The organism is Streptococcus sp. CCUG 71758, from assembly GCF_011714815.1.
GTDB classification, from domain to species: domain Bacteria; phylum Bacillota; class Bacilli; order Lactobacillales; family Streptococcaceae; genus Streptococcus; species Streptococcus halitosis.
This window is the reverse complement of record NZ_RXXO01000002.1, coordinates 137016-160460: the sequence shown is the minus strand read 5'-3', so window position 1 is coordinate 160460 and position 23445 is coordinate 137016. Positions and strand designations below refer to the sequence as shown.

The following is a 23445-nucleotide window of genomic DNA, read 5'->3' as shown; positions in this document are numbered from 1 at the left end:
ACTAACGATGTAACTATTATATCATATTTCAAACGTTTTCAAAAATATAGAACTCCCATTTACAATCCTCAAAAAGCGTGATACAATTGATTTTGTTAGTTTATATCAAGGAGAAACTCATGAAGAAAAATATCTTAACCACCCTCTTAGCTGTCGTCCTTTATTTCCTCTGTCTAGGGATTGGAGTAGTACTTGGTCACTTGGTTGACTCAACGGGCAATATGTTCTATGCTCCGGCTTTTTCAGCCCTTGTTGGGGGTAGCGTCTACATGTTTCTTCTGGTAAAAGTTCCTCGTTTTGGTGCCATTAGCACTCTCGGGCTCTTTATGGCTCTCTTTTTCCTAGCTAGCAAACACGGCGCTGGAGCCTTTCTCCCAGGACTCGCCTGTGGTCTTGCAGCAGATGCCATTGCTCGTCTCGGAAACTACAGAGATCGAATCAAAAACACCCTCTCCTTCCTCGTCTTTGCTTTCAGCACAAGTGGGCCTATCTTCCTCATGTGGATCCGTCCCAAAGCTTACATGGCCACCTTACTTGCGCGTGGGAAGTCACAAGAATACATCGACCGTATCATGGTCGCTCCCGAGTTGGACAAAATCCTTCTCTTTGTTTCAAGCATCCTCCTAGGTGCCTTGATGGGGGCTGTGATGGGGCAGTTTCTAAGTCAAAAAATAGCCGATAAAATGTAACGTAAAAGCCCTGAAGACTAGTAACACCTAGCTCCAGGGCCTTTTTGTATACAATCTTAAAATTCACTATAGATAAATTCTTGGATGTTGGAAAAATCGGTCACAAAACAATAAATCACGATACTTAAGATAACTGTATAGAAAAATAGTGTCCACAAGATTAAACGATGTGTGTTAGTTAGCTTGGTTTGCAAATTTGTAAAGTTCTTTTTCAACTTCCATCCATCCTTTCACTCCAACGTGCATCACGTCAAATAAAAAGTAATCATCATACTCTCTATTTCCATAGTTTAGTACCGTTGCACCATTGCTTTTTGCGATATCTTCTATTTTTTTATAAGTTTTTTCTCGCATCTCTCTTGAGACACCTGTGTAGTCATTCCATTTCCCGTTTACTGGGAAAATAATAACCTCAACTTCAATGCCCAATTCCTTAGCAACTGTCAAGAAAAGTTCCATATCTGAATACTCCGGTGACTCCAGATAACTCAAATCTTTATTAGAATCTTTCAGTGATGCATAGCGATCTTTTAAGTAAGTATTGTAGTAGTTATTATCAACAGCATAGTCATTATTATCTGTTTTCTTTTTGACCTCTTCCACAAACTGATCCGTCATCTTCTGCCAATCATAGTCTGGGGTTTTGTCTCCTAGTGAAGGATATTCTGATTTGGCATGTTTTTGATAAAAAGTCTGTTTGAGCTTAAAGGAATACATCGCGTTATCTAACTCTAATAGTTTTTTATCAACAATAGTTCCTTTTCCATCTATGAAATAACTTTTGTATTTTTTGTAGATGTCATTTTGTTGCTTGTTCCCCTTGGTAATCTCGATAATGCGATTGATCAGTTTTTCTTTCGTTTCCTTACTAATCTTGTCATTATCTAGCATGTGGAAAATATGTTCCTGAGAAGCCTTGTTCAAAAAGGCATCTTGATGAGTCCCATCTTTTTCAAACCACTGAACAGACTCTACTATAGCTACTTTTCGCTTACTCATAGATCCTTCAATAGAGCCCAAGGTCGTAGCCTGAATGATGTTTTGAGAATAACTTGTCCCAATCTGCATGATATTAAAATCGTTGTAGTTAAAAATTTTATTTGGATGATAGTCTTCATTTATCGTCGCAACCAACTCGGATGACCCCAATAAAACCAGTGTATTGGGAGTAATATTGCTTGTTAAAATATCTCTACTTTTATACTTTTCATACGAGGTGCTATAACGAATACTGTTATCCTTGACTTTATAATAATCATCAATCTTCTTGACATACGTCACATTTAAAAGGGCAAGCGTCGCAATTACGAGCACAAGCGATAGTAAAAATGCTTTTAATTTAATCATCTCGTTTTATCCTATCCCTTCGGTCTGGAAGACTTCTTTTCAATCTCTTATCTCTTTAAAATCGTCAGTAAGATTTTATAGGGTTCACCTGAAAAGATAAAGAAACCAATCATAACCAAATGCATGGTCACAAACCAACTTAGTAGCTTATACCAGTTTTTGTTTTTATTTTTCTTATAAAAATTGCTTTTCTTTTGATACACTTCAAATCCAGCCATCAAGACACCATGGTAAAAACCATAAACAATGTAGCTAACACTAAGACCATGCCAAAAACCCATGACCAACATATTGACCATATAGGCATAGGTTGCATTGTGTAGTCTATTTTTAAACCATTTTTTCCTGATAACCTGCATCAATACTCTTGAAAATACAAAATCTCTCAGCCAGGTCGACAAGGTGATATGCCATCTGGTCCAGAAATCCTTGATATCAACACTCAAGAAAGGTTTGTTAAAGTTCATCGGTGTCTGAATACCTAGAATGTTGCTACTTCCAACGGCCATTAGACTATAGCCTGCAAAGTCAAAGAACAGATACAAGGTATAGAGATACATATACTTGATTGAATAAACGACTGTGCCAGTATTATTTAGAGCGAGTAACATCTGGTAAACATAGGTTGATAAAACAACCTTGTAAAGAAGGCCTAGAACGATACGATACACACCGTCCCCTGCTAACTCTAGATACTCTTTTCGGGGCATGACCTCGTTTATCTCTTTTAAAAATCTCCTACTCCGGTCAATCGGACCAGCACTAACTGTTGGAAAAAAGAGCAAAAACTGTAGGTAATCTTTTACACTGATTTTTTCTTTGATCAAGCCATCCGATATTTCTAGCATGATCTGAATGGTCTTAAAGGACATGTAAGAAATTCCAATAAAGGCCAACAAATGCAGAGAAGTCAGAGCAAAGACTTTATTGATTATCAAAGGAAGAATGGAAAGGAAAACCAGTGGTTTCAGCCGCTTTGCCTCTATCCTCTGTGCTAGAAAAACCAGAAAATACTGGTAAACGACAAAGGCGAGCAAATAGACCATCATCGCTCGACTCTTACCATAGATAGCTCCTGCAAATAAGAGGGAGAGCGTCAAAATATAGTAGTCCTTACGTTTTTCAAAAAAATTTACCACAAAACCAATCAGTAAAACTACAAACAAGAGAAGGAAGAAATCATTCCCCTCGAAATAATTCATACCAGCCAAACTCCTTTACATTATCATCCCTTCGACAGCAAACTTTCTGATTTGCTAATTGAGGGACCTTTCTTTATTATAGCATATTTCTAAAAAGAAGCTTTACTCTTCTTGCATTTCAGTGAGAAAACAAAAAGGAGTCCTGTTGAACTCCTCCCATTATTTATGACTTAATTTCTTGGTCAAGAAATCTCCCAAGAACTGGATTGTAAAGATAATCAAGATGATAATGATGGTTGCCAAGATGGTCACATCGTGATTGTAACGGTTAAATCCATAAGCAATGGCTACGTTACCGATACCACCAGCACCAACTGCTCCCGCCATAGCCGTTTCCCCAACAAGGGAAATCAAGGTCACTGTCGTCACACGAATCAAATCTGGAAGACCTTCTGATAGATAAACACCCACGATGTCCCAGAAGGTCGCTCCACTAGCCTGCGCCGCCTCAATGACACCACCATCTAGCTCAGCCAAGACCACCTGCACCTGACGGGCAAAGAAGGCAAAGACCGCAAAAGAAAGTGGGACAAGGGCTGCATTTGGCCCGATACTCGTCTTCACAATCAAGTGAGAAAGTGGCGACATGATTGCCAAGAGGATGATGAAAGGAACCGCACGGAAAATGGAGGTGATCTTGTCTAAAATCCAAAAGATAACCTTATTTTCCAAGACACCGCCTGGCGCTGTCAAGACAAGGAAGAGACCTGCCACCAGCCCCAAGAACCCTCCGATGATGAAGGAAAGAACTGTCATATAAAGAGTTAGGTAGATAGCCGTTCCCCAGCCTGCCTGACCAGCCCAGCCCATCTTATAGACATTTGGTAGATAAGTTTGAATCAACTCTGTCATCTTACTGTCCTCCCTTCAATACTTTTAACTGGACACCCGCTTGACGAATGGCTTCTTGAGCACCTGCTAGCGCTGCTTTTTCACCTGACAAGACCACCACCAATTCTCCAACGGGAGTGCCATCGAGAATTTCGATATTTCCATAGAGGATATTAGCCGTTACTTGGTAACGCTTGTACAATTCATTCAAAAGTGGTTCGTCTGTCGAAGCACCTGCATACTTGAGCTGCACTAAGATACTGTTCTCAGATAAATGCTCTACGATTTCTTGCTTCTCAATCTTGACCATGGCTTCATCAATACCTGTCGCAGTTGAGATAAAGTCCTGGGTCAAAGGCTGTTTAGGATCTGAGAAGATTTCAAGGACACTGCCCTCTTCAATCAAACGACCATCCTGCATAACTGCCACACGGTTGGCAATGTCTTTGACAATCTGCATTTCGTGCGTAATCAAAACAACCGTCAAGCCTAATTTTTGGTTCAAATCTTGCAACAAGGCCAAAATCTGCTTGGTTGTCTTAGGATCAAGGGCAGACGTTGACTCGTCTGAAATCAAGATTTTTGGATCATTGGCCAAGGCACGCGCAATGGCCACACGCTGTTTTTGCCCTCCGGATAGTTGTGAAGGGTAGTTTTCAGCACGATCCGCCAAGCCAACCAAGTCCAACAACTTAGCTACTTTGGCTTTCTTTTCTTCCTTGCTGAGTCCAGAGTGTTTGAGGGCAAAGGCCACATTCTCCTCTGCTGTCTTCTGACTCATGAGGTTAAAATGCTGGAAAATCATCCCAATGTCTTGACGCTTACGACGCAACTGCTCTGCTGTCAAGGTCACTCTGCCATCAAAGATTACATCGTCGTCAATGGTAATTTCCCCAGCAGATGGCTTTTGCAAGAGGTTAATCACCCGTACAAGGGTTGATTTCCCTGCTCCAGAATATCCAACGATTCCGTAGATATCCCCTTCTTGGATGTGAATGGTCACATCCTTAACCGCTGTGATGGTTCTCTTCTTTTGGTGAAAAGTCACATCGATCTGATCTAACTTGATAATATCTCTACTCATAGCTTCTAATCAGCTCCTCTACTAATTCAATATGGGTGTAGTAATCGGCGATTCGCACATTTTCATCTCCACCGTGGTCTCGGCTATTGGCATTTCCTAAACCAAAGGCCACCATTGGTACCTCTAGGGCATCAAAGACCGTATGCATAGGCCCTGTTCCTGCTGTGGTCGGCAAGACTGATACGCCCTGTGGATAGAATTTCTTGGCCAACTCGATCACATTGAGAATGGCTGGTGCGCTCATATCGCTTCGATAGCTCATCTCTCCCAAGGTATAGTATAATTCTACCTTATCAAAGCCATTTTTGTCTAGCTGTTTCCGAATTTTTTCCAGAACATCATGCGGTTCTAGGCCAGGAACCAAACGAACCTCTAGCTTGGCACTAACCTCTGCTGGCAAAATCGTTTTAACCCCTTGTCCTTGATAACCTGACTGAATCCCTTCGATATTAAGGGCCGGCTCGAAAAAGAACCGTTTTAGAAAGGCTGCACGATCCTCTTGTAAGAGAGGCAATTCCAAACCATAAATGCGACTAATTTCCTCAGGATTGCGTTGGGCGTAGGTATCTACCAAGGCTAGTTCTCGTTCATTTGGCTCTTGAACATCCTCGTACAAGCCTTCTACCAAGATACGTCCATCTGCTGCGCGTAGACTACTTAGAGCCTGGACAAGATACCATGGAGCTGATTCCACAACCCCACCATAACTAGAGTGAATATCCACATCGGCACTTTTTACCTTGGCATCAAAGGTCACAATTCCCTTGTTTCCACCAGAAATTTCTAACTGCTCCAAGGCATTCTTAGTCCCTTGTTCCCAGACCAACAAATCAGCCCCACGGAGTTTGTCCGCATGTTTTTCCAGATACTTATCTAGGTCTGTTGAAGCCGATTCCTCCGCTCCTTCCATGATAAAACTGATATTGACAGGTAGGTCATCGTGGTGCTGCATATACTTTCTCAGAGCACTCAAACGAGCCGTGATATGGCCCTTGTCGTCGTCAACCCCACGCCCATACATAAAGCCATTGCGGACCGAAAGCGTAAAAGGATCCTCTGTCCAAACCTGGTCACCATCCGCCGGCACAGTGTCATAGTGGTTATAGAAGATCAAGGTCTTGGCATCCGGACGCGAACTCTTGAAGTGCGCCATGACAAAGGGCGCCGTATAAGTCTCATCAATCTCCACTTCAGCCCCTACACGCTTGCAAATCTCACCCAGATAGTTTGCAACCTCCTTGAGTCCAACCTGTTGGGCAAAGACTGATTTCTTGGAAATCAAGGTACGCAAAACCTCAAAATAATGCTGGGCTATATGATCCCTTTCAAATTTTTCAATCTGTTCTTGTTCGCTAGGAAAAACCATATTCTCTCTACCTTTCTATGAACCTATAGTCTTCTTTACAATCCATGCTCTATACAAAAGCAAGAGGTGGAAACTCTCTCCCACCTCCCTGTGTCTTATTACCAAACTGGTTGGTCCAAACCGTCTGATGTTTCTTCGATAACTTTTTTCACTTCATCAGTGTGGTAAGCTGCGATCACTTTCTTGATGGCATCAGCCTTAGGTGATGATTCCCAATCTTTTTTCGCAACGATGATGTTGTACCATTGTTTTGAGTTTTCATCAGCTTGTTCTTTGAAGAGCGCTTTCTTGTAGTCCAATTTTGCTTCTGTAACGAAGGTATTGTTTACAACAGCAGCATCAACTGATGACAATGAACGTGCTGTTTGGCTAGCATCCAATTCAGTAATCTTCAAGTTCTTTGGATTTTCTGTAATGTTCGCAACTGTTGCAAGTGCAGTTCCAGAAACATCCAATTTGATCAAACCAGCTGATTGAAGCAAGTAAAGCGCACGGCTTTCGTTTGTTGCATCGTTTGGTACGGCGATTTCACCGTTATCTGGGATTTCTTCCACTTTGGTATACTTGTTTTCTTCCCCATTTTTACCTGAGTAAAGGCGGATTGGTGAGATATATGTATCTGCAATCGCTACAAGGTCTTTCCCGTTTTCTTTGTTCCAGTTGTTCAAGAAGTTGTAGTGTTGGAAAGCATTCAAGTCTACTTCGCCATCAGCAGTTGCCTTGTTTGGTTGTGAATAGTCTGTGAACTCTGTGAATTCCAATTTAATTCCATCTTTTTCAACCAATTCTTGGATTTTATCCCAACGCGCTTCTTCAGAACCGCTACGGTTAACTGTTGCAATTTTGACAACTGTTTCGTTGTCTGCTTTCTTTTCTGAATTTCCGCAAGCTGCAAGAGCCAAACCTGCGACTGTAGCAAGAGCCGCTACACCGAGCCATTTTTTAATTTTCATGATTCTATCTCCTTTAAAAATAATACCGTAATAGTATCTCATACTTTATTTGATTTAGCAAATTGTTATTAGATAGGCAGACATATAGTTTGAAACTATATACCTAAAAATTGAGAAATCATCCGCCTTTCTCAGACTGGATGATTTCATACCACTATTTAATATCAGCTTCTGCTGGGAGATAAGTGTCTCCGAAGAACTGTTTAGACAACTTTTCAAGAGTTCCGTCTTTGTAGAGTTCTTGGATACGTTTGTCTACAAATGTTTTCAACTCATCTTGACCTTTAGCAAGAAGTGGGTAAACGTAAGGTTGTTGGTCGCTTGGAAGTTCAATGACTTTCAAGTTGTCCAAACCTTGGTCCTTGATGACTGTTTCAACACCGATTTTATCAAAAATCTTGTAGTCAAACTGGCCATCGCTCAAGCGTCCCATGATTTGTTGGAAGTCCGCTTTAGTATACTTTAGGACAGTTGGATTATCTGAATGTTGTTTGTTGTAGTCTTCTAACTGTTTAGCAGAAGTTGTCCCTTGAACAACTTCTGTTGATTTTCCACCGATATCATCAAGCGATTTGATGCTAGGGTCATCTTTTTTCACTACAAGAACGTTAGGGTTTTTAGCAGTTGGAGCTGCATAAAGGTATTTTTCAGCACGTTCTTTAGTGTAGCTGATGTTGCTAACAGCCATATTGTAACGGTCAGCATCAAGTCCTGCAAAGACTCCTGACCACTCTGTCTTCTCAAACTTGACATCATACTTGTCAGAGTCTTTAAAGATAGCGCGAACCACTTCAATTTCGTAACCAGTCAATTCGCCATTTTCTTCATAGTTGAATGGTTTTGGTGTAGCATTAGTTGCAACGATAATTTCTTTCTTGCTAGCTGCTTCTCCCTCTTTTTTCGCACCACCTGAGCAAGCTGCTAACACACCTACAGCCACAAGTCCTAGAGCAGCAAGAGATGAGTATTTAACGATTTTTTTCATGTCATTTCCTCCAAAATAGAATACTTTACTATCTTAACAGAAAATATTTTTTTTTGCCATTATATGATATCTATCTCGGTGATAGGTTTTTTTTATGGCTGATTTAAAAGACCAGACGCAAGACTGCAATCAAGACTACCCCAAAAAGAACCGTACCTACTAGATTGCGGTAGCGAAAGGCTACCCAAGCCGTTGGAAAGACTGCTAAAAAGTCCAGCCATTTGATTTGAGGGAGACTGCCAACTTTGCCAGTCACTACGCTTGAAAGGATCAAGGCAAAGATAATGGAAACAGGCAAAAACTTCAAAAACCGCTCGACGATAGCTGGCAAGCCCTTGTACTTAACCAAGATGAAGGGAATCATACGGGGAATCCAAGTCACTAGGCCTGAAAAGATAACGGCTAACAAAAGATATTTACTGACCATCTAAGACCACCCCCATGGTACAACCTAGCAAGGTCGCAAACAAAACAGCTAGCGACTGAGACACTACTGTCAAGAGCAAAAAGAAGGACACCGCAACAACGGCTAGGATTAGTAGCAGATTCCGTACAGGAACCCGTCTTTGCATAATCTGAAATTGTGAAGTAAAAATCCCGATAAACATCCCAACAAGGGCAAAGTCCAAGCCAAAGACTTCAGGATTTGGAAGAAGGCCACCTAAAGCCGTCCCCGCCACTGTCCCAATAAACCAGGCTACATAACTATTGAGATTGTTCCCGTGCATCCACATAGGATGGACTTTATCTGTATGGGCTAATTCTCCCATCAAAACGCCATAGGTCTCATCTGTCAGGAGACTAGACATGCCGATATTTTGCCAGAGACTAGTATGACGGAAATAGGTCGATGCATGCAAGCTCAGCAAAAAGAGTCGCAAGTTGATCAAAAAGACCGTCATAGCAATAGCTGCCACAGGCGCTTGTACCGCAATCAGTGCCAACATGGCAAACTGGGCGCTCCCGGCATAAACAAAGAGGCTCATCAAGCCCATCTCAACAGGTGTCACATAGGGCGCACCGATAATCCCACAAGCCAGACCGATACTAACATAGCCGAGGGCAGTCGGCATGGCCGCATGTACACCTTCCCAAAATCCTTTTTCTTTCATCCTTCTCCTCATATTTTCTCCAGTTGAGGCTGTTCATCATCACAGCCACAGCACGGACTATTATAACATATTCAAAGAAGAGAAAAAAGTCTGCTGATTTTGGCCGTCATAAAAAGACTGGCGATCCAGTCTCAAACACCTATTATACAAATTCTCCTCTAAATGCTCTCACGAATATTCAAGAGCATGACAAATGCGGTTAGGAGTAATAGCAATAGAATAAAGCTGACCGCTAGGGTCCCAAAACTTGTAGCAATTGTTACGAAAACAATTGTGAATAGACTTGGTAAAACAACAGTAATAGCACCAATAGAGGATTGAACTGCTCCCATTGACTCCTCAGGTATTTGTTTAAAGACGAGTTCTTGCAATCTAGGAGAGAGTAACCCTGCGATGAAGGCATCCAAGGAGCTGAAAAGCAGAATCAAGCCAAAATGAACCGTGGCAAATCCTACTAGAAGGAGTAACTGGATAACGACCGAAGCGTATAGAGCTGTTTTTATAGAAATCATATTTTTCAGATAGCCACTTACAAGGCTTCCGACAATAAGTGCTAACAATTCTAGTGTTGATAACAAAGCGAGTGATTGACCAGTTTGTAAATTCAAAAACGGTTGGTTTCTTAAAAAAAGAGTCGAAATAGGAACAGTGACATTGATCACAGCTTGGCTGATAGAGACGATAAATAAAATGAAGATTACTCTATCCATATTCCAGATCAATTTCGATGATTGGAACAAATGCTGGCAAAACGATTTTATAGAAAGACCTTCTTGATAGCTAATTGTTTTTTCAACCTTCAAAAGATCATTTTTTATGAGAAGAATACCTACAAATGCTATCAGAAACGTCAGAGCGTTTAGCAAGGAAATGAACTGAATGGAAAGAATTCCTAGTAAAACCCCTCCTAGAATATTACTGATTGTCCGAACTAAACTAACTGTTGATTGTTTAAAGCCAATAGCTTCTGTCAGATGTTCTTTCCCAATGATTCTTATAAAAATAGGAGTTAGCATGGCTCCTGAAAAGTAACTCAATGTATCCGATAAGAGGTTCATTAAACAAATAAAGAATACGAGCGACAAGGAAAAGGACTGCCCTGAAAGCAAAAGTGCCACTATAGCATAGAGTACAAATTTGACAAAACTAATAACCGTATACTTTAGAACACGATGATGTTGAAAGTCAGCCAAAACTCCCATAAAGATTTGCAGAACTTGAGGAACAGTCTCTGAAATCGTAATGAGTAAAATCGCCAAGGGGGCAAACGAAGCATCTGCCACATAATTCAAAAAAGCAAGATAAAAAATCGTATCCCCAACCGTTGAAATCCACTGGTTGATGGTTAATTGCCTAAAATCTCTATTTTGAATAAATACTTTCATCGCAACTCCTTTTTGAATTCAAATGGGAACTTCTCCCCAAGGATAGACCGATATTGCTGAGCACCTAAAATTACAGCAACGGTAAAATTTGACCAATGCCATTGTAGACTATGTGCAGTCCAATAGGCCAATAAATGGACTTTGTCACTCTAAATAAGACTGCAAATATGAGACCGCCACCCATATATACGAAAAAGTCTGTCAAGACCCAACCATGATTACTAATATGCAAGACCCCGAATAAAACAGCAGAACCGATCACATCCAGTCCCCATTTCTTTCCTTTTTCCAGAGCGGTCATCACCAATCCACGATAAATTATCTCTTCAAAAGTGGGACCTGCAATCACAGGATAGAAAAAATACATCAAAAATGCTGTAGCTCCTGTAAAAGTAGGGACATCCCGTTGATAAGCAATTTCATTTTTGGTAGATGGGAAAAGATAAAATGTGACGAAATTCCAAATAACAAAAGCAAGAAGAGCTAAAAAGGAATAAAAAAGATAGGAACCTCTAAATTTTCGACTGTTAATTTTCTGCCATTTACCTGACCAAACCATAACAATAAAAGCAAGCAGAACCACAATAAAATTCAACATCATATCCGACAAATAATAGGCAAAGTCAGATAGACCAGCAGCAAGGTCGCTATGTAAAAGCAAACGAATGAAGAACTGGTCAGCAACAACAAGTAAAATAGCTACAAACAAGTAGTAGCGTGAGATTATCTTTTTCATTCTATTTTCTCCTATACTATGAAATAAAGACAGTATAACACGAAAACTGCCCTATCTTAGAAAATCGCATATTTGATATTTTTTCTCATGAAAATTTCACATTTGCGATTTCTAACTAATCGATAAGTTCTTTATATTGCTGTAATCGTAGTTCAAAAAGGGCTGTTAATTGTGGATTTTCTAATATTTGCAGAGATTGGATAAAGTGTTCAATCTCTTTTTGATTGCTCCTCTTAGTTTGAAGGAAAATGCTCATCTTCTTTAAAAACTGCCACAATAATTTCTCAAAAACATCGTATGGCCGGAGCATACTCTCCAACTCGGCTTCAAAGATTGGGATATAAGAAAAAAGTTTGCGCTCCATGAGCTCTGATATGATATTCAGAAAGCCACTTTTCATATACAGTCTATTGTGTGCCAATTCTTTAAATTCCTTGGATTTTTCAAGTAAAGAGGTTGATAAAAAAATCAGGTCTTGGTTGCTCAAGAAGGGCATGGTATTGCAAAAAAGATAGAGTTCAGACCAGGTCCAAGACTCGATAGCATAGAGATAGCTAGTCAAAAACTCGCTATCCTCCTCTTCTAGCGGATAGTTTTTATCTAAGGAATGGATGGCATCTTTGATCACTATAGCATTCAAACGACGATAAGTCTGCGCCATCTGTTCTTGTTCGACTTCCTTCAACAGTTGCTCTAAGCCATCTATATCTTGATGGGCAAAGCGAGCCACAATCTTTCGACCAATTCGCATGTGTGGGGATTCTTGATAGTTGTTGAGCTTGTGCCCAAATTCATCAAAGGTCACATTTATACCTTGGATTGCTAGAATCAACTTATCCGCAGACAGCATAGACTGTCCTAGTTCAAACTTGGATAGCTGGGATGATGTCAGTCCAGTACAAGCTACATCTGACTGCTTGAGTTTTCGCGCCAGACGCAATTCCTTGTAAAATTCTCCCAATTCTTGTTTTTCAATCATCTCCTTACTCCTTTATCAACTCACTTTACTTTTCTATTCGTAAAAATTTTTACTTTTTTAACATATTATAAAATATTTTACCAAAAAAGCCAGCCTTAAGCTGACTCTTTATTCTATGGTATCAAAGGCAAGGCTTGGTTTGGCATTTAACTCCAAACCTGCAAAGTTTTCTTTGTTCCACTCGCTAACACTAGCATAGGCAATCATACCTGCATTGTCTCCGCAAAGTCGTAGAGGTGGGATGATGACCTTGACATCTGTTATTTCGGCTGCTAGGCGTTCTCTGAGGCCTTTATTAGCTGCTACACCACCTGCCACGACCAGAGTTTTAACAGGATATTTCTCCAAGGCTTTCTTGGTTTTAGCCATGAGAATGTCCATAACAGCTGCTTGGAAGGAAGCACACAAATCCTCTGTAGACAGGCTTTCTCCCTTTTGCTCAGCATTGTGGTGAAGATTGATAAAGGCAGATTTCAAACCTGAGAATGAAAACTCCAGATTGTCCTCCTTAATCATGGCACGAGGGAAGTCATAAATATCCTGACCTTGATGGGCCAACTCGTCAATCTCACGACCTGCTGGATAGGTCAAGCCCATGACACGACCGACCTTGTCATAAGCCTCACCAACCGCATCATCTCGCGTTTCCCCAACAATCTTGTAATCGCCAGCCTCTGACACATAGACCAACTCTGTGTGTCCTCCGCTGACCAAAAGAGCTAGCAATGGGAAGTCCAAAGGCTCCACACTCTGAGCTGCCATGAGGTGGCCAGCCATGTGGTTGACAGGGATAAGCGGAAGGCCGTGAGCCCAAGCAAAGGCCTTGGCAGCTGACAAACCAACTAGTAAGGCTCCAACTAATCCTGGTCCGTAGGTAACGGCAACGGCTGTCACATCTTCTTCTGTAATTCCTGCTTCTGCCAGTGCCTCCTCGATACAGGCTGTAATGACCTCGACATGGTGACGGCTAGCCACTTCTGGCACTACGCCCCCAAAACGTTTGTGACTCTCAATTTGACTCGCAATGACATTGGACAAGAGCTGGTCGTCGTTTTTTAAGACAGCGACACTAGTTTCATCACAGGATGTCTCAAATGCTAAAATATATCTATCCTTCATCTATTTCTCTCTTCATGATAATGGCGTCCTCGACTGGGTCATGGTAGTAGGCCTTTCGCTCAGCGATGACCGCCATCTTTTCTTTCTTGTAAAATGCCTGCGCTCGTTGGTTTGACTTTCTAACTTCGAGGAAAATTTCCTTATCTGTCGGCAATTGAGCAAACAAGGCTGACGCAATTCCCTGACCCCGATAGGCTCCTTTGACAGCGATTTGCAGGACTTCTGCTTCAAAGAGATTCTCCTGAACGGCTAGAAATCCAATCACTTCTACCCCATCATAAGCCAGAGCATACCAAGTCTGATCTTGGGACAGGTCTGCTTGGATTTGTTCCAGCGTCCAAGGGCTGACTGGGTAAACAGCTGCCATGACAGCGTAGATAGATTGAGCCAGGTCAGGCTGTCTTTGGATTCGTTTGATTTCTATCATAAGCGTTTAATGTAAGACTCGCCAGACTCGGTGTGGTTCTTGAGCCAGTTTTCCTCGGCTTCAACACGTTTGAGGTAATTTGGCACAAAGTCGTGCAAGGAGTCTGCTTCCTTATCCCAGGCCCAAAGAGCTAGATTGGCTGCATTTGGCAAGGTTTCTTGGTAGCTAGCTTGTGGTAGTTGTTCTTGAATTTGTTCCACAAAGGCTCCAACTTCTCCGACAAAGGTTACCTGTTCAGCATCCTTGACCTGCTCTAGCACTTCCGCAAAGGACAGGTGCGCTTCTGGAAAGACTGGTTTGGCATTTTCATAAAATCCTGCATAGACATTGTTACGACGCGCATCCATGATAGGAACCACCAAGCCTTCTTGTTGGCGCGGTACCAGAGCCAAGAGGCTGGACATCCCCACTAACTCGATGTTCAGGGTATGGGCTAGAGTCTTGGCAGTTGCTACCGCGATTCGCAAACCTGTGTAGCTACCTGGTCCTTCAGCTACCACGATTCGATCCAAATCCTTGGGTGTCCAATCCAGACTCGACATCAAAAAATCGATGGCAGGCATGAGGGTAATACTGTGATTTTTCTTGATATTAATCGTCGTCTCGGCAAGAACCTGCTTGTCCTCTAAAATGGCTAGAGAAAGAGCCTTGCTGGACGTATCAAAAGCTAATACTTTCATAACACATTCCTATCTTTTTGTCTGTTTACTATTATACTACAAAAGCTGACGCATGGGAATTTTCTTTGCCCCAAACAAAAAAACCTGCCACTTAGACAAAGAGGATGGCAAAAAAATCAAAAAAGTTCTAGCTTTTTTCTATCTTTTCCGAATATATAAGTGAACAAGAAAAAAGGAGGAAAGTTCAATGACAAATTTTGACGTTCTTGACAATCAATTTTTATCGTTATCTGAAAATGAATTATCAGATATTGATGGTGGTCTCGCTCCCTTAGTTATCTTTGGAGTAGCAGTATCTTGGAAAGCTATTGCAGGCGGGACAGCACTTGTTGGGTCTGGTTTGGCAGCTGGTTATTTTTTAGGAGGTTAGTATGATGAAAGGTTTGGATCAGTATTGTTCAATTTCTAATAAAGAATTGCAAGGAATCAAGGGTGGTTTTGGTGTAGGTGTTGGTATAGCTTTATTTATGGCTGCTTACACTATCGGGAAAGATCTTCGTAAGAAATTTGGATAAGTCATGTTAGATAAAAGACACATTTTTAGAAGGGTAAATTTTATTCTCTTCATCTCTTACAGTTTTCTCAGCATTTTCAATGATTTAAACATAACCAGAATCCCCTTACCAATTGATTTATCTGTTTGCATTATTTTCTTTTTATGTTTCAACTCGATTTTCGATGCGAGAAATCATGATCGTAAGAATTAAGATATCATCTGAAAATAGAAAAGTCCGCCCCCTCTATCAAGACGGGGTGGATTTTCTGTATGCTTAGATGAATAACTGGAGCTTAAGCATTTAAACCAAAGTAAAAAACAAACCAGACAACATAGGTTACAAGGAGGAGAAAAATTGAATAGAGCGTCACAAAAGCAAGCTTCCAAAGGAATTTTGTTTTGCGGTGTTCCAGATGCACAAACAGGGCATTCCCCCCATAGACACAGGCTACAAAGACTACAAACATCAAGAGGCGAACCCCTACTGCAAATTCAAACAAACTAAACATTCTTAATCCTCCTTGTTTTAAAAGCTATAGGGAATATTCCCATCCATAAACTTCCCTTTCTCTTTCCATTATAACACCTAAGCGCTCTCCGACCAAATCCTACCTGTCTTTTTGCTCCTTCTTCCCCTCCAGACTTTCTCCATTTCCGTCTTTTACTAATTTTTCATTTTGTGGTATAATTGAAATAATTGTAACGAATCAAGGTCAATCTAGACACAAAATGGAATGAAATCAAGCAAATCTATGCTAAAAGTTTGGAATAAGCTGACCTGTAAATAGAAAGGAACTATATGATTTACAAAGTTTTTTATCAGGAAACAAAAGAGCGCAGTCCGCGCCGTGAAACAACACGCTCACTCTACCTAGACATCGATGCTAGCTCAGAACTTGAGGGCCGTATCGCTGCTCGCCAACTTGTCGAAGAAAACCGCCCAGAGTACAACATCGAGTATATCGAACTCTTGTCTGACAAATTGCTAGATTACGAAAAAGAAACTGGCGTCTTCGAAATCACGGAGTTCTAATATGGCCTATACTCTTAAACCTGAAGAAGTCGGCGTTTTTGCCATCGGTGGTCTGGGAGAAATCGGGAAAAACACTTACGGAATTGAATACCAAGACGAGATTATCATCGTCGATGCTGGGATTAAATTCCCAGAAGATGACTTGCTGGGTATCGACTATGTCATTCCTGATTATTCTTACATCGTAGACAATATTGACCGCGTCAAGGCTGTTTTGATCACACACGGACACGAGGACCACATTGGTGGGATTCCTTTCCTGCTCAAACAAGCAAATGTCCCTATCTACGCTGGACCGCTTGCCCTGGCTTTGATCCGTGGAAAACTCGAAGAACACGGCCTCTTGCGCAACGCCAAACTTTACGAAATCAACCACAACACTGAGTTGACCTTTAAAAATCTCAAGGCAACTTTCTTTAGAACCACTCACTCCATTCCAGAGCCTTTAGGGATTGTCATTCATACCCCTCAAGGAAAAATCGTCTGTACGGGTGACTTCAAGTTCGACTTCACTCCAGTTGGTGAACCTGCAGACTTGCACCGTATGGCTGCCCTTGGTGAAGAGGGTGTTCTCTGTCTCCTCTCTGACTCGACAAATGCAGAAGTGCCAACCTTTACCAACTCTGAAAAAGTCGTTGGCCAGTCCATCATGAAGATCATTCAAGGCATTGAAGGACGTATCATCTTTGCATCCTTTGCCTCAAATATCTTCCGTCTCCAGCAAGCAACAGATGCTGCTGTTAAGACTGGACGCAAGATTGCGGTCTTTGGTCGTTCTATGGAAAAGGCCATTGTCAACGGGATCGAGCTTGGCTACATCAAAGCTCCTAAGGGAACCTTTATCGAGCCAAATGAAATCAAAGACTACCCTGCTGGCGAGGTTCTTATCCTCTGTACAGGTAGTCAGGGTGAGCCGATGGCAGCCCTCTCTCGTATCGCTAACGGAACCCACCGTCAGGTGCAACTCCAACCCGGCGATACTGTTATCTTCTCTTCTAGCCCAATCCCTGGAAATACCACTAGCGTCAACAAATTGATTAACACTATTTCTGAAGCTGGTGTCGAAGTTATCCACGGTAAAGTGAACAATATCCATACATCTGGACACGGTGGTCAGCAAGAGCAAAAACTCATGCTCCGCTTGATTAAGCCAAAATACTTCATGCCTGTCCATGGTGAATATCGTATGCAGAAAGTCCACGCTGGACTAGCGGTGGATACGGGTATCGAGAAGGACAACATCTTTATCATGAGTAATGGTGATGTGCTTGCTCTTACTGCTAACTCAGCTCGTATCGCAGGCCATTTCAATGCCCAAGACATCTATGTCGATGGAAATCGTATCGGTGAAATCGGCGCTGCTGTCCTCAAAGACCGTCGTGATCTATCTGAAGACGGTGTCGTTCTAGCAGTCGCAACTGTTGACTTCAAATCGCAGATGATTCTGTCTGGCCCAGACATCCTCAGCCGAGGCTTTGTCTACATGAGAGAGTCTGGTGACTTGATTCGCCAAAGCCAGCGCATCCTCTTCAATGCTATTCGTATCGCACTAAAAAATAAGGATGCTAGCGTACAATCTGTCAATGGTGCCATTGTCAACGCCATTCGCCCCTTCCTCTATGAAAATACAGAACGTGAACCGATCATCATCCCGATGATCCTCACACCAGATGAAGAATAAATTATAAAACAGCCCCGTCTTCGGAGCTGTTTTTCTCTATGCTTTCTTTTGAGATTGAAACTCAATAAAAATCGAAATCAGACTAGAAGGCTAGGCGAAAGAATAACTTAAGTTAGGTGAGCCGAAGCCGACGACGTATCATTTTGATTTTTGAAGAGTTTTAGAAATACTACGATTTTTACCTTCCAGATACACCATCAAAATAGAAATATCTGCTGGATTTACTCCCGAAATACGGCTGGCTTGGCCGATAGTTTCTGGATTGATGAGTTTGAACTTCTGACGAGCTTCTGTCGCGATAGAATCAATATCATCCCAATCAATATTGGCTGGAATGCGTTTTTCTTCCATGCGCTTCATCTTGGCAACCTGATCCATGGCCTTGGAAATATAGCCTTCATACTTGATTTCTGTTTCAATCAATTCGATAGTCTTGTCATCCAAGTCCTCAGCAGCTGGCCCGATGAAAGCCACCACATCTTGGTAAGAAACTTCTGGACGGCGAAGGAATTCCTTGGCTGTCACGGCATCAGTCAACGGCTTGAAGCCCATCTTCTCAACCCTGGCATTGGTTTCCTTGACTGGCTTGAGTTTGATGCTGTCTAGTCGCTTCATCTCATTGTCAAATTGATTTTTCTTGATTTCAAAGCGAGCCCAGCGTTCATCATCCACAAGTCCAATCTCGCGTCCCATCTCTGTCAAACGCATATCGGCATTGTCATGGCGAAGAATGAGACGGTATTCAGCACGGCTGGTCAAAAGACGGTAGGGTTCAATGGTTCCCTTGGTCACCAAGTCATCAATCATCACTCCGATATAACCGTCACTGCGCTTCAAAATCAACTCAGGCTTGCCTTGGATTTTCAGAGCCGCATTGATACCAGCGATAATCCCTTGGCCAGCCGCTTCTTCGTAACCTGACGTTCCATTTGTCTGACCAGCAGTGAAAAGACCTGAGATTTTCTTAGTTTCCAGAGTCGCACGCAACTGATGAGGCAAGACCATGTCGTACTCGATGGCATAACCTGTTCGCATCATCTCTGCATTTTCCAACCCTTTGATGGAATGCACCAAGTCACGTTGGACATCCTCAGGAAGGCTAGTTGAAAGTCCTTGGACATAGACTTCCTCTGTATTACGCCCTTCTGGCTCAAGAAAGAGTTGATGACGTTCCTTGTCCGCAAAGCGTACAATCTTATCCTCAATCGATGGACAGTAACGAGGTCCCACTCCCTTGACCACACCTGTAAACATAGGTGCACGATGGAGATTGTTTTGGATAATCTCATGACTGGTACCATTGGTGTAGGTCAACCAGCATGGAACTTGGTCTTTGACATAGTCCTCATCACGTGAAGTATAAGAGAAGTGATTTGGTGCCTCGTCTCCTGGCTGAATCTCTGTCACGTCGTAGTTGATAGAGGAAGCCTTGACACGTGGAGGCGTTCCTGTCTTGAACCGACCGATTTCGAGTCCCAGTTCCTTGAGATTGTCAGCAAGGTTAATAGAAGCTAGGCTGTGGTTTGGTCCTGATGAGTACTTGAGATCTCCGATGATGATTTCCCCACGAAGGGCAGTCCCTGTGGTTACAATAACCGCTTTTGCTCCATACTCTTGATGAGTTGCTGTACGAACACCGACGACCTTACCATCTTCCACCAAAATCTCATCAATCATGGTTTGACGAAGGGTCAGATTCTCTTGATTTTCAACTGTCTTGCGCATTTCCTTAGAGTAAAGTTCCTTGTCAGCCTGCGCACGAAGGGCACGGACAGCTGGCCCCTTCCCTGTGTTGAGCATCTTCATCTGGATGTAAGTCTTGTCAATATTCTTGGCCATTTCACCACCAAGGGCATCGACTTCACGCACGACAATCCCCTTGGCAGAACCACCGATCGAAGGGTTACAAGGCATGAAAGCCAGCATTTCGATGTTGATGGTTGCAAGCAAGACCTTACAGCCCATACGGCTGGCAGCCAAGGAAGCCTCAACCCCCGCGTGTCCCGCACCGATTACAATAATATCGTATTCTTCCGTAAAATTATAAGTCATTTTCTCTCCTATTCCTCAAGATGAATGTGTCTTAGTTGGCCGTCCCAATCCGGCAGGGCTGTTTTTAAAAAAGCTGGAACGAGCTGGATATTCTGGAGCTGATCCAAATCAATCCACTCACAAGGCTGCCTTTTTTCATCTTCCTGCATGGTCAATGGGGCATCCTCAAGCAAGTTCACCAGATAATGAAACTCGATGTTGTGATAGGAAACACCGTCCTGTTCAAAACGATTTTCAACCACGAAAGCTAGCTGACCAGCTTGAGCTTTGACACCCAGTTCTTCCCTCACTTCGCGGACTACCGCGTCTTCCGTGCTTTCATTGACTTGAATCGCACCGCCAATAGTGTAATACTTGCCCTTGTCTTTGGTAACTAGGAGCTTGCGATTTTGGACAATCAAAGCTGTCGCCCGAACACCAAAAACAGTATTTCCCACTTTTGTCCGAAAGTCTTGTTGAGTCATTTTTATCCTTTCCCTTAAACGACACAAAAACAGTCAAAACTCGTAAGAAGTGCAGGACAAAAAAGCCTGCAACATCCATGAGCTTTGACCATCATTTCTATTGCTTTTATTATTGTAGCAAATTGAGAAAATTTGTCAATCTAAATGTACTGACAAACTTGTCCATTACGGTAGGCATTGTCAATCAAGCCACCACCGAGACACTCTTCGCCATCGTAAAAGACAACGGCCTGTCCTGGTGTGATGGCGCGTTGCGGTTCCGCAAAGATGACCTCTGCCTTGTCTCCTTTGACATGAACAGTCACCTTTGAATCCGGCTGACGGTAGCGGAATTTAGCCGTGCATTCGAGCGTGAATTCCTCTGGCATGTCACGAGTAAAGTGAACTTGACTCGCCTCTAGGCTTGTTGACATGAGCGAATCATGATAGAAGCCTTGGCCGACATAGAGGATATTCTTGCTCAGGTCTTTTCCGACAACGAACCAAGGGGCATTGTCACCACCGTGTTGCCCACCGATACCCAGTCCGCCACGCTGACCGATTGTATAGTACATCAGACCTGCATGCTCGCCCATATCACGGCCATCCACAGTCATCATGCGACCAGGCTGGGCTGGCAGGTAGTTGCTGAGAAAGTTTTTAAAGTTCTTTTCTCCGATAAAACAAATCCCTGTCGAGTCTTTCTTCTTAGCAGTCGCAAGTCCTGCTTCTTCTGCGAGTCTGCGAACTTCAGGCTTTTCCAAATGTCCCAAGGGGAACATGGTTTTTTGGAGTTGTTCTTGCGAAAGTTGGCTGAGGAAATAGGTCTGATCCTTGCCATTGTCCACGCCACGAAGCATATGAACGATGCCATCCTCATCACGCGCCACTCGGGCATAATGCCCAGTCGCTACATAGTCTGCTCCCAAGGTCATGGCATAGTCCAGAAAGGCCTTGAACTTGATTTCCTTGTTGCACATAACATCTGGATTTGGCGTGCGCCCTGCACGGTATTCCGCTAGGAAATACTCAAAGACACGATCCCAGTACTCTTTTTCAAAATTAACAGAGTAGTAGGGAATGCCGATCTGGTCTGCCACCGCAGCCACATCCTTGTAATCTTCGGTCGCCGTACAGACGCCGTTTTCATCTGTGTCATCCCAGTTCTTCATGAAGATGCCGATCACATCGTAGCCCTGCTCCTTGAGCAAGAGAGCCGTCACCGACGAATCAACACCACCACTCATCCCCACAACAACACGTGTTTTAGAGTTATCACTCATGGTAAGTCTCCCATCTATTCGTTTTTTCACGATTGAAGGTCGTGTGTGCTTCACGATTGAAGGTCGCTTGAGCAGTATTCATTATAACATGCTTGGTTGGAGAAGACAAGAAAGAGGCTGATAAATCATCTCAGCCTCTCTTTCATACTTTGCAAACGAATCAATTTTCCCCTTTAAGTTCTTTTTTCGCTTGTTCTATCTGGTATTTCACTTGCTCAAAGCCGGTTCCTCCTAAGGAATTCCGTCTCTGAACAGCAGTTTCTGGACGCAAGTAGATATAGATATCCGCTTCAATCAAGGGATGGTAGACTTGCAACTCCTCCAAATCCCAATCTTGAATATTTTTACCATGCTTGATAGAGTCTAGAACCAATTTCCCTACTATTTCATGCGCTTCTCTAAAGGGGAGGCCTTTTTCTGCCAAATAATCTGCCAGTTCAGTCGCATTCGAAAAGTCATTCTCTGTGGATTGCTGCATTTTGGCCTTATTAACCTGCATGCTCGATAGCATACCTGCCAGCACATCCAGAGAATTTAAAATCGTTTCTACTGTATCAAACATGCCTTCCTTGTCCTCTTGCAAATCCTTATTGTAAGCCAGAGGCAAAGACTTCATGACGGTCAATAGTCCAAGCAAGTGCCCATAAACCCGTCCTGTCTTCCCTCGAATCAATTCCGCCATATCAGGATTTTTCTTCTGAGGCATGATAGACGAACCCGTTGAAAAGCTATCAGACAAGCTAACGTACTGATACTCAAAGCTACACCAATTAATGATTTCTTCGCAAAAACGACTCATATGCATCATCAAAATGCTGGCGTTTGACAGAAATTCCAAGATAAAATCACGGTCACTCACTGCATCCAAGGAATTGGTATAGGGTTGTTGGAAGCCCAATAAATCACTCGATAATTGACGATCGATTGGAAAAGTTGTCCCCGCCAATGCAGCCGCACCCAGGGGAGATAGGTCCGTATGTTTCAAGTTAAATGCAAAGCGCTCGCTATCCCTTTGAAACATATTGTAATAAGCCATGAGATGGTGGGCAAAACTAATCGGTTGGGCGTGCTGCAAATGAGTATAGCCTGGCATGATGGTTTCCACATGTTTTTCAGCCAAATTCAGCAAAACACTGTTCAAATTCGCCAACTTATCCAAGACATGGCCAAGCTGCTCCTTTAGATATAAGTGCATATCTGTTGCGACTTGGTCATTCCGAGAACGAGCCGTGTGCAGTTTCCCAGCCAGAGGACCGATTTTCTCTGTCAGCAACACTTCCATATTCATATGAATATCTTCATTTGCAATATCAAAATGAAGCTCCCCTGCCTCTAAATCTCGCAACAAAGCTTTCAGACCATCTTGGATCTGCTCTCCCTCTTCCAAGCTTAAAATGCCAGTCTGTCCTAGCATTTGAACATGAGCTAGGGAACCCATCAAATCAAATTTTGCCAGCTGGTGGTCAAAGGAAATACTCGCACCGAACTGTTCTACCCAATCTTCCACAGCACCTTCAAATCGACCACCCCATAATTTTGTATTTTTCGACATATCCTGTCGT

General features: G+C 42.5%; 25 protein-coding genes. 5 read left to right on the top strand and 20 right to left on the bottom strand.

What is annotated here, in order from left to right; all coding sequences use genetic code 11:
* The first annotated feature begins 119 nt into the window (after window positions 1-119).
* Window positions 120-689 (top strand): MptD family putative ECF transporter S component, encoded by a 570-nt coding sequence (locus EKB01_RS04270; protein WP_167265779.1) that lies wholly within the window; start codon window positions 120-122, stop codon window positions 687-689.
* A gap of 174 nt (window positions 690-863) precedes the next feature.
* On the opposite strand, the gene dltD is transcribed toward EKB01_RS04270, so the two are convergent.
* The 15 genes from dltD to tsaB form a co-directional block, all read right to left on the bottom strand.
* Window positions 864-2036, bottom strand: coding sequence for a D-alanyl-lipoteichoic acid biosynthesis protein DltD (dltD, locus tag EKB01_RS04265; RefSeq protein ID WP_167265777.1), 1173 nt, complete (start codon window positions 2034-2036; stop codon window positions 864-866).
* 47 nt (window positions 2037-2083) lie between these two features.
* Window positions 2084-3238, bottom strand: a complete 1155-nt coding sequence (dltB, locus tag EKB01_RS04260) for a D-alanyl-lipoteichoic acid biosynthesis protein DltB (RefSeq protein ID WP_033584782.1) — start codon at window positions 3236-3238, stop codon at window positions 2084-2086.
* Window positions 3239-3397: 159 nt separating this feature from the next.
* On the bottom strand, window positions 3398-4090 hold the full coding sequence (locus EKB01_RS04255) for a methionine ABC transporter permease (RefSeq protein ID WP_000137507.1): 693 nt from the start codon (window positions 4088-4090) through the stop codon (window positions 3398-3400).
* A gap of 1 nt (window position 4091) precedes the next feature.
* Window positions 4092-5153 (bottom strand): methionine ABC transporter ATP-binding protein, encoded by a 1062-nt coding sequence (locus EKB01_RS04250; protein WP_033584780.1) that lies wholly within the window; start codon window positions 5151-5153, stop codon window positions 4092-4094.
* Window positions 5146-6519, bottom strand: a complete 1374-nt coding sequence (locus EKB01_RS04245; protein ID WP_033584778.1) for a M20/M25/M40 family metallo-hydrolase — start codon at window positions 6517-6519, stop codon at window positions 5146-5148. Before EKB01_RS04245 ends, EKB01_RS04250 begins: the two co-directional genes overlap by 8 nt.
* Before the next feature lie 98 nt (window positions 6520-6617).
* Entirely contained in the window at window positions 6618-7472 is an 855-nt protein-coding gene (locus tag EKB01_RS04240) for a MetQ/NlpA family ABC transporter substrate-binding protein (protein ID WP_096421549.1), read from the bottom strand.
* A 154-nt stretch (window positions 7473-7626) separates the two neighbouring features.
* Window positions 7627-8457 carry an amino acid ABC transporter substrate-binding protein gene (locus tag EKB01_RS04235; protein WP_000724973.1) on the bottom strand — a complete coding sequence of 277 codons (831 nt, stop codon included), beginning with the start codon at window positions 8455-8457 and terminating at the stop codon, window positions 7627-7629.
* A 103-nt stretch (window positions 8458-8560) separates the two neighbouring features.
* Window positions 8561-8884, bottom strand: coding sequence for an AzlD domain-containing protein (locus EKB01_RS04230; RefSeq protein ID WP_000253936.1), 324 nt, complete (start codon window positions 8882-8884; stop codon window positions 8561-8563).
* Window positions 8874-9569 carry an AzlC family ABC transporter permease gene (locus EKB01_RS04225; protein ID WP_081730819.1) on the bottom strand — a complete coding sequence of 232 codons (696 nt, stop codon included), beginning with the start codon at window positions 9567-9569 and terminating at the stop codon, window positions 8874-8876. The genes EKB01_RS04230 and EKB01_RS04225 overlap by 11 nt, the downstream gene beginning before the upstream one ends.
* A gap of 158 nt (window positions 9570-9727) precedes the next feature.
* A complete protein-coding gene (locus EKB01_RS04220) occupies window positions 9728-10954 on the bottom strand; it encodes an MFS transporter (RefSeq protein WP_167265775.1) in 1227 nt (408 codons plus the stop codon).
* A 70-nt stretch (window positions 10955-11024) separates the two neighbouring features.
* Window positions 11025-11690: a CPBP family intramembrane glutamic endopeptidase gene (locus EKB01_RS04215; RefSeq protein ID WP_167265773.1), complete on the bottom strand. Its 666-nt coding sequence runs from the start codon at window positions 11688-11690 to the stop codon at window positions 11025-11027.
* Between the two features lie 115 nt (window positions 11691-11805).
* Window positions 11806-12669 carry an XRE/MutR family transcriptional regulator gene (locus EKB01_RS04210; protein ID WP_167265771.1) on the bottom strand — a complete coding sequence of 288 codons (864 nt, stop codon included), beginning with the start codon at window positions 12667-12669 and terminating at the stop codon, window positions 11806-11808.
* A 108-nt stretch (window positions 12670-12777) separates the two neighbouring features.
* A complete protein-coding gene (tsaD, locus tag EKB01_RS04205) occupies window positions 12778-13788 on the bottom strand; it encodes a tRNA (adenosine(37)-N6)-threonylcarbamoyltransferase complex transferase subunit TsaD (RefSeq protein ID WP_084939432.1) in 1011 nt (336 codons plus the stop codon).
* Window positions 13778-14215 (bottom strand): ribosomal protein S18-alanine N-acetyltransferase, encoded by a 438-nt coding sequence (rimI, locus tag EKB01_RS04200; protein WP_084939433.1) that lies wholly within the window; start codon window positions 14213-14215, stop codon window positions 13778-13780. Before rimI ends, tsaD begins: the two co-directional genes overlap by 11 nt.
* Window positions 14212-14895, bottom strand: a complete 684-nt coding sequence (gene tsaB / locus EKB01_RS04195) for a tRNA (adenosine(37)-N6)-threonylcarbamoyltransferase complex dimerization subunit type 1 TsaB (RefSeq protein ID WP_167265769.1) — start codon at window positions 14893-14895, stop codon at window positions 14212-14214. Before tsaB ends, rimI begins: the two co-directional genes overlap by 4 nt.
* Window positions 14896-15082: 187 nt before the next feature.
* On the opposite strand from tsaB, the gene cibA reads away from it, so the two are divergent.
* Together cibA and EKB01_RS04185 are read left to right on the top strand one after the other, a co-directional pair.
* Entirely contained in the window at window positions 15083-15265 is a 183-nt protein-coding gene (cibA, locus tag EKB01_RS04190; protein WP_000180842.1) for a fratricide two-peptide bacteriocin subunit CibA, read from the top strand.
* A gap of 1 nt (window position 15266) precedes the next feature.
* Window positions 15267-15410, top strand: coding sequence for a hypothetical protein (locus EKB01_RS04185; protein ID WP_049538066.1), 144 nt, complete (start codon window positions 15267-15269; stop codon window positions 15408-15410).
* Window positions 15411-15684: 274 nt separating this feature from the next.
* On the opposite strand, the gene EKB01_RS04180 is transcribed toward EKB01_RS04185, so the two are convergent.
* The gene (locus tag EKB01_RS04180; protein WP_000492028.1) at window positions 15685-15900 is read right to left on the bottom strand and encodes a hypothetical protein; all 216 of its coding nucleotides are present in this window, start codon (window positions 15898-15900) and stop codon (window positions 15685-15687) included.
* A gap of 290 nt (window positions 15901-16190) precedes the next feature.
* Between EKB01_RS04180 and EKB01_RS04175 the strand changes: the two genes are divergently transcribed.
* Window positions 16191-16424, top strand: coding sequence for a DNA-dependent RNA polymerase subunit epsilon (locus EKB01_RS04175; RefSeq protein ID WP_000639588.1), 234 nt, complete (start codon window positions 16191-16193; stop codon window positions 16422-16424).
* 1 nt (window position 16425) lies between these two features.
* Entirely contained in the window at window positions 16426-18105 is a 1680-nt protein-coding gene (locus tag EKB01_RS04170) for a ribonuclease J (RefSeq protein ID WP_167265768.1), read from the top strand.
* Between the two features lie 138 nt (window positions 18106-18243).
* Here EKB01_RS04170 and mnmG read toward each other — a convergent pair whose 3' ends face one another.
* From mnmG to argH, 4 genes are all read right to left on the bottom strand, one after another.
* Window positions 18244-20157 (bottom strand): tRNA uridine-5-carboxymethylaminomethyl(34) synthesis enzyme MnmG, encoded by a 1914-nt coding sequence (gene mnmG / locus EKB01_RS04165; RefSeq protein WP_167265767.1) that lies wholly within the window; start codon window positions 20155-20157, stop codon window positions 18244-18246.
* A gap of 8 nt (window positions 20158-20165) precedes the next feature.
* Window positions 20166-20621: an NUDIX hydrolase gene (locus EKB01_RS04160; RefSeq protein WP_167265766.1), complete on the bottom strand. Its 456-nt coding sequence runs from the start codon at window positions 20619-20621 to the stop codon at window positions 20166-20168.
* Between the two features lie 140 nt (window positions 20622-20761).
* Window positions 20762-21883 carry a tRNA 2-thiouridine(34) synthase MnmA gene (mnmA, locus tag EKB01_RS04155; protein ID WP_167265764.1) on the bottom strand — a complete coding sequence of 374 codons (1122 nt, stop codon included), beginning with the start codon at window positions 21881-21883 and terminating at the stop codon, window positions 20762-20764.
* A 160-nt stretch (window positions 21884-22043) separates the two neighbouring features.
* On the bottom strand, window positions 22044-23435 hold the full coding sequence (gene argH, locus EKB01_RS04150) for an argininosuccinate lyase (protein ID WP_167265762.1): 1392 nt from the start codon (window positions 23433-23435) through the stop codon (window positions 22044-22046).
* Window positions 23436-23445: the final 10 nt, after the last annotated feature.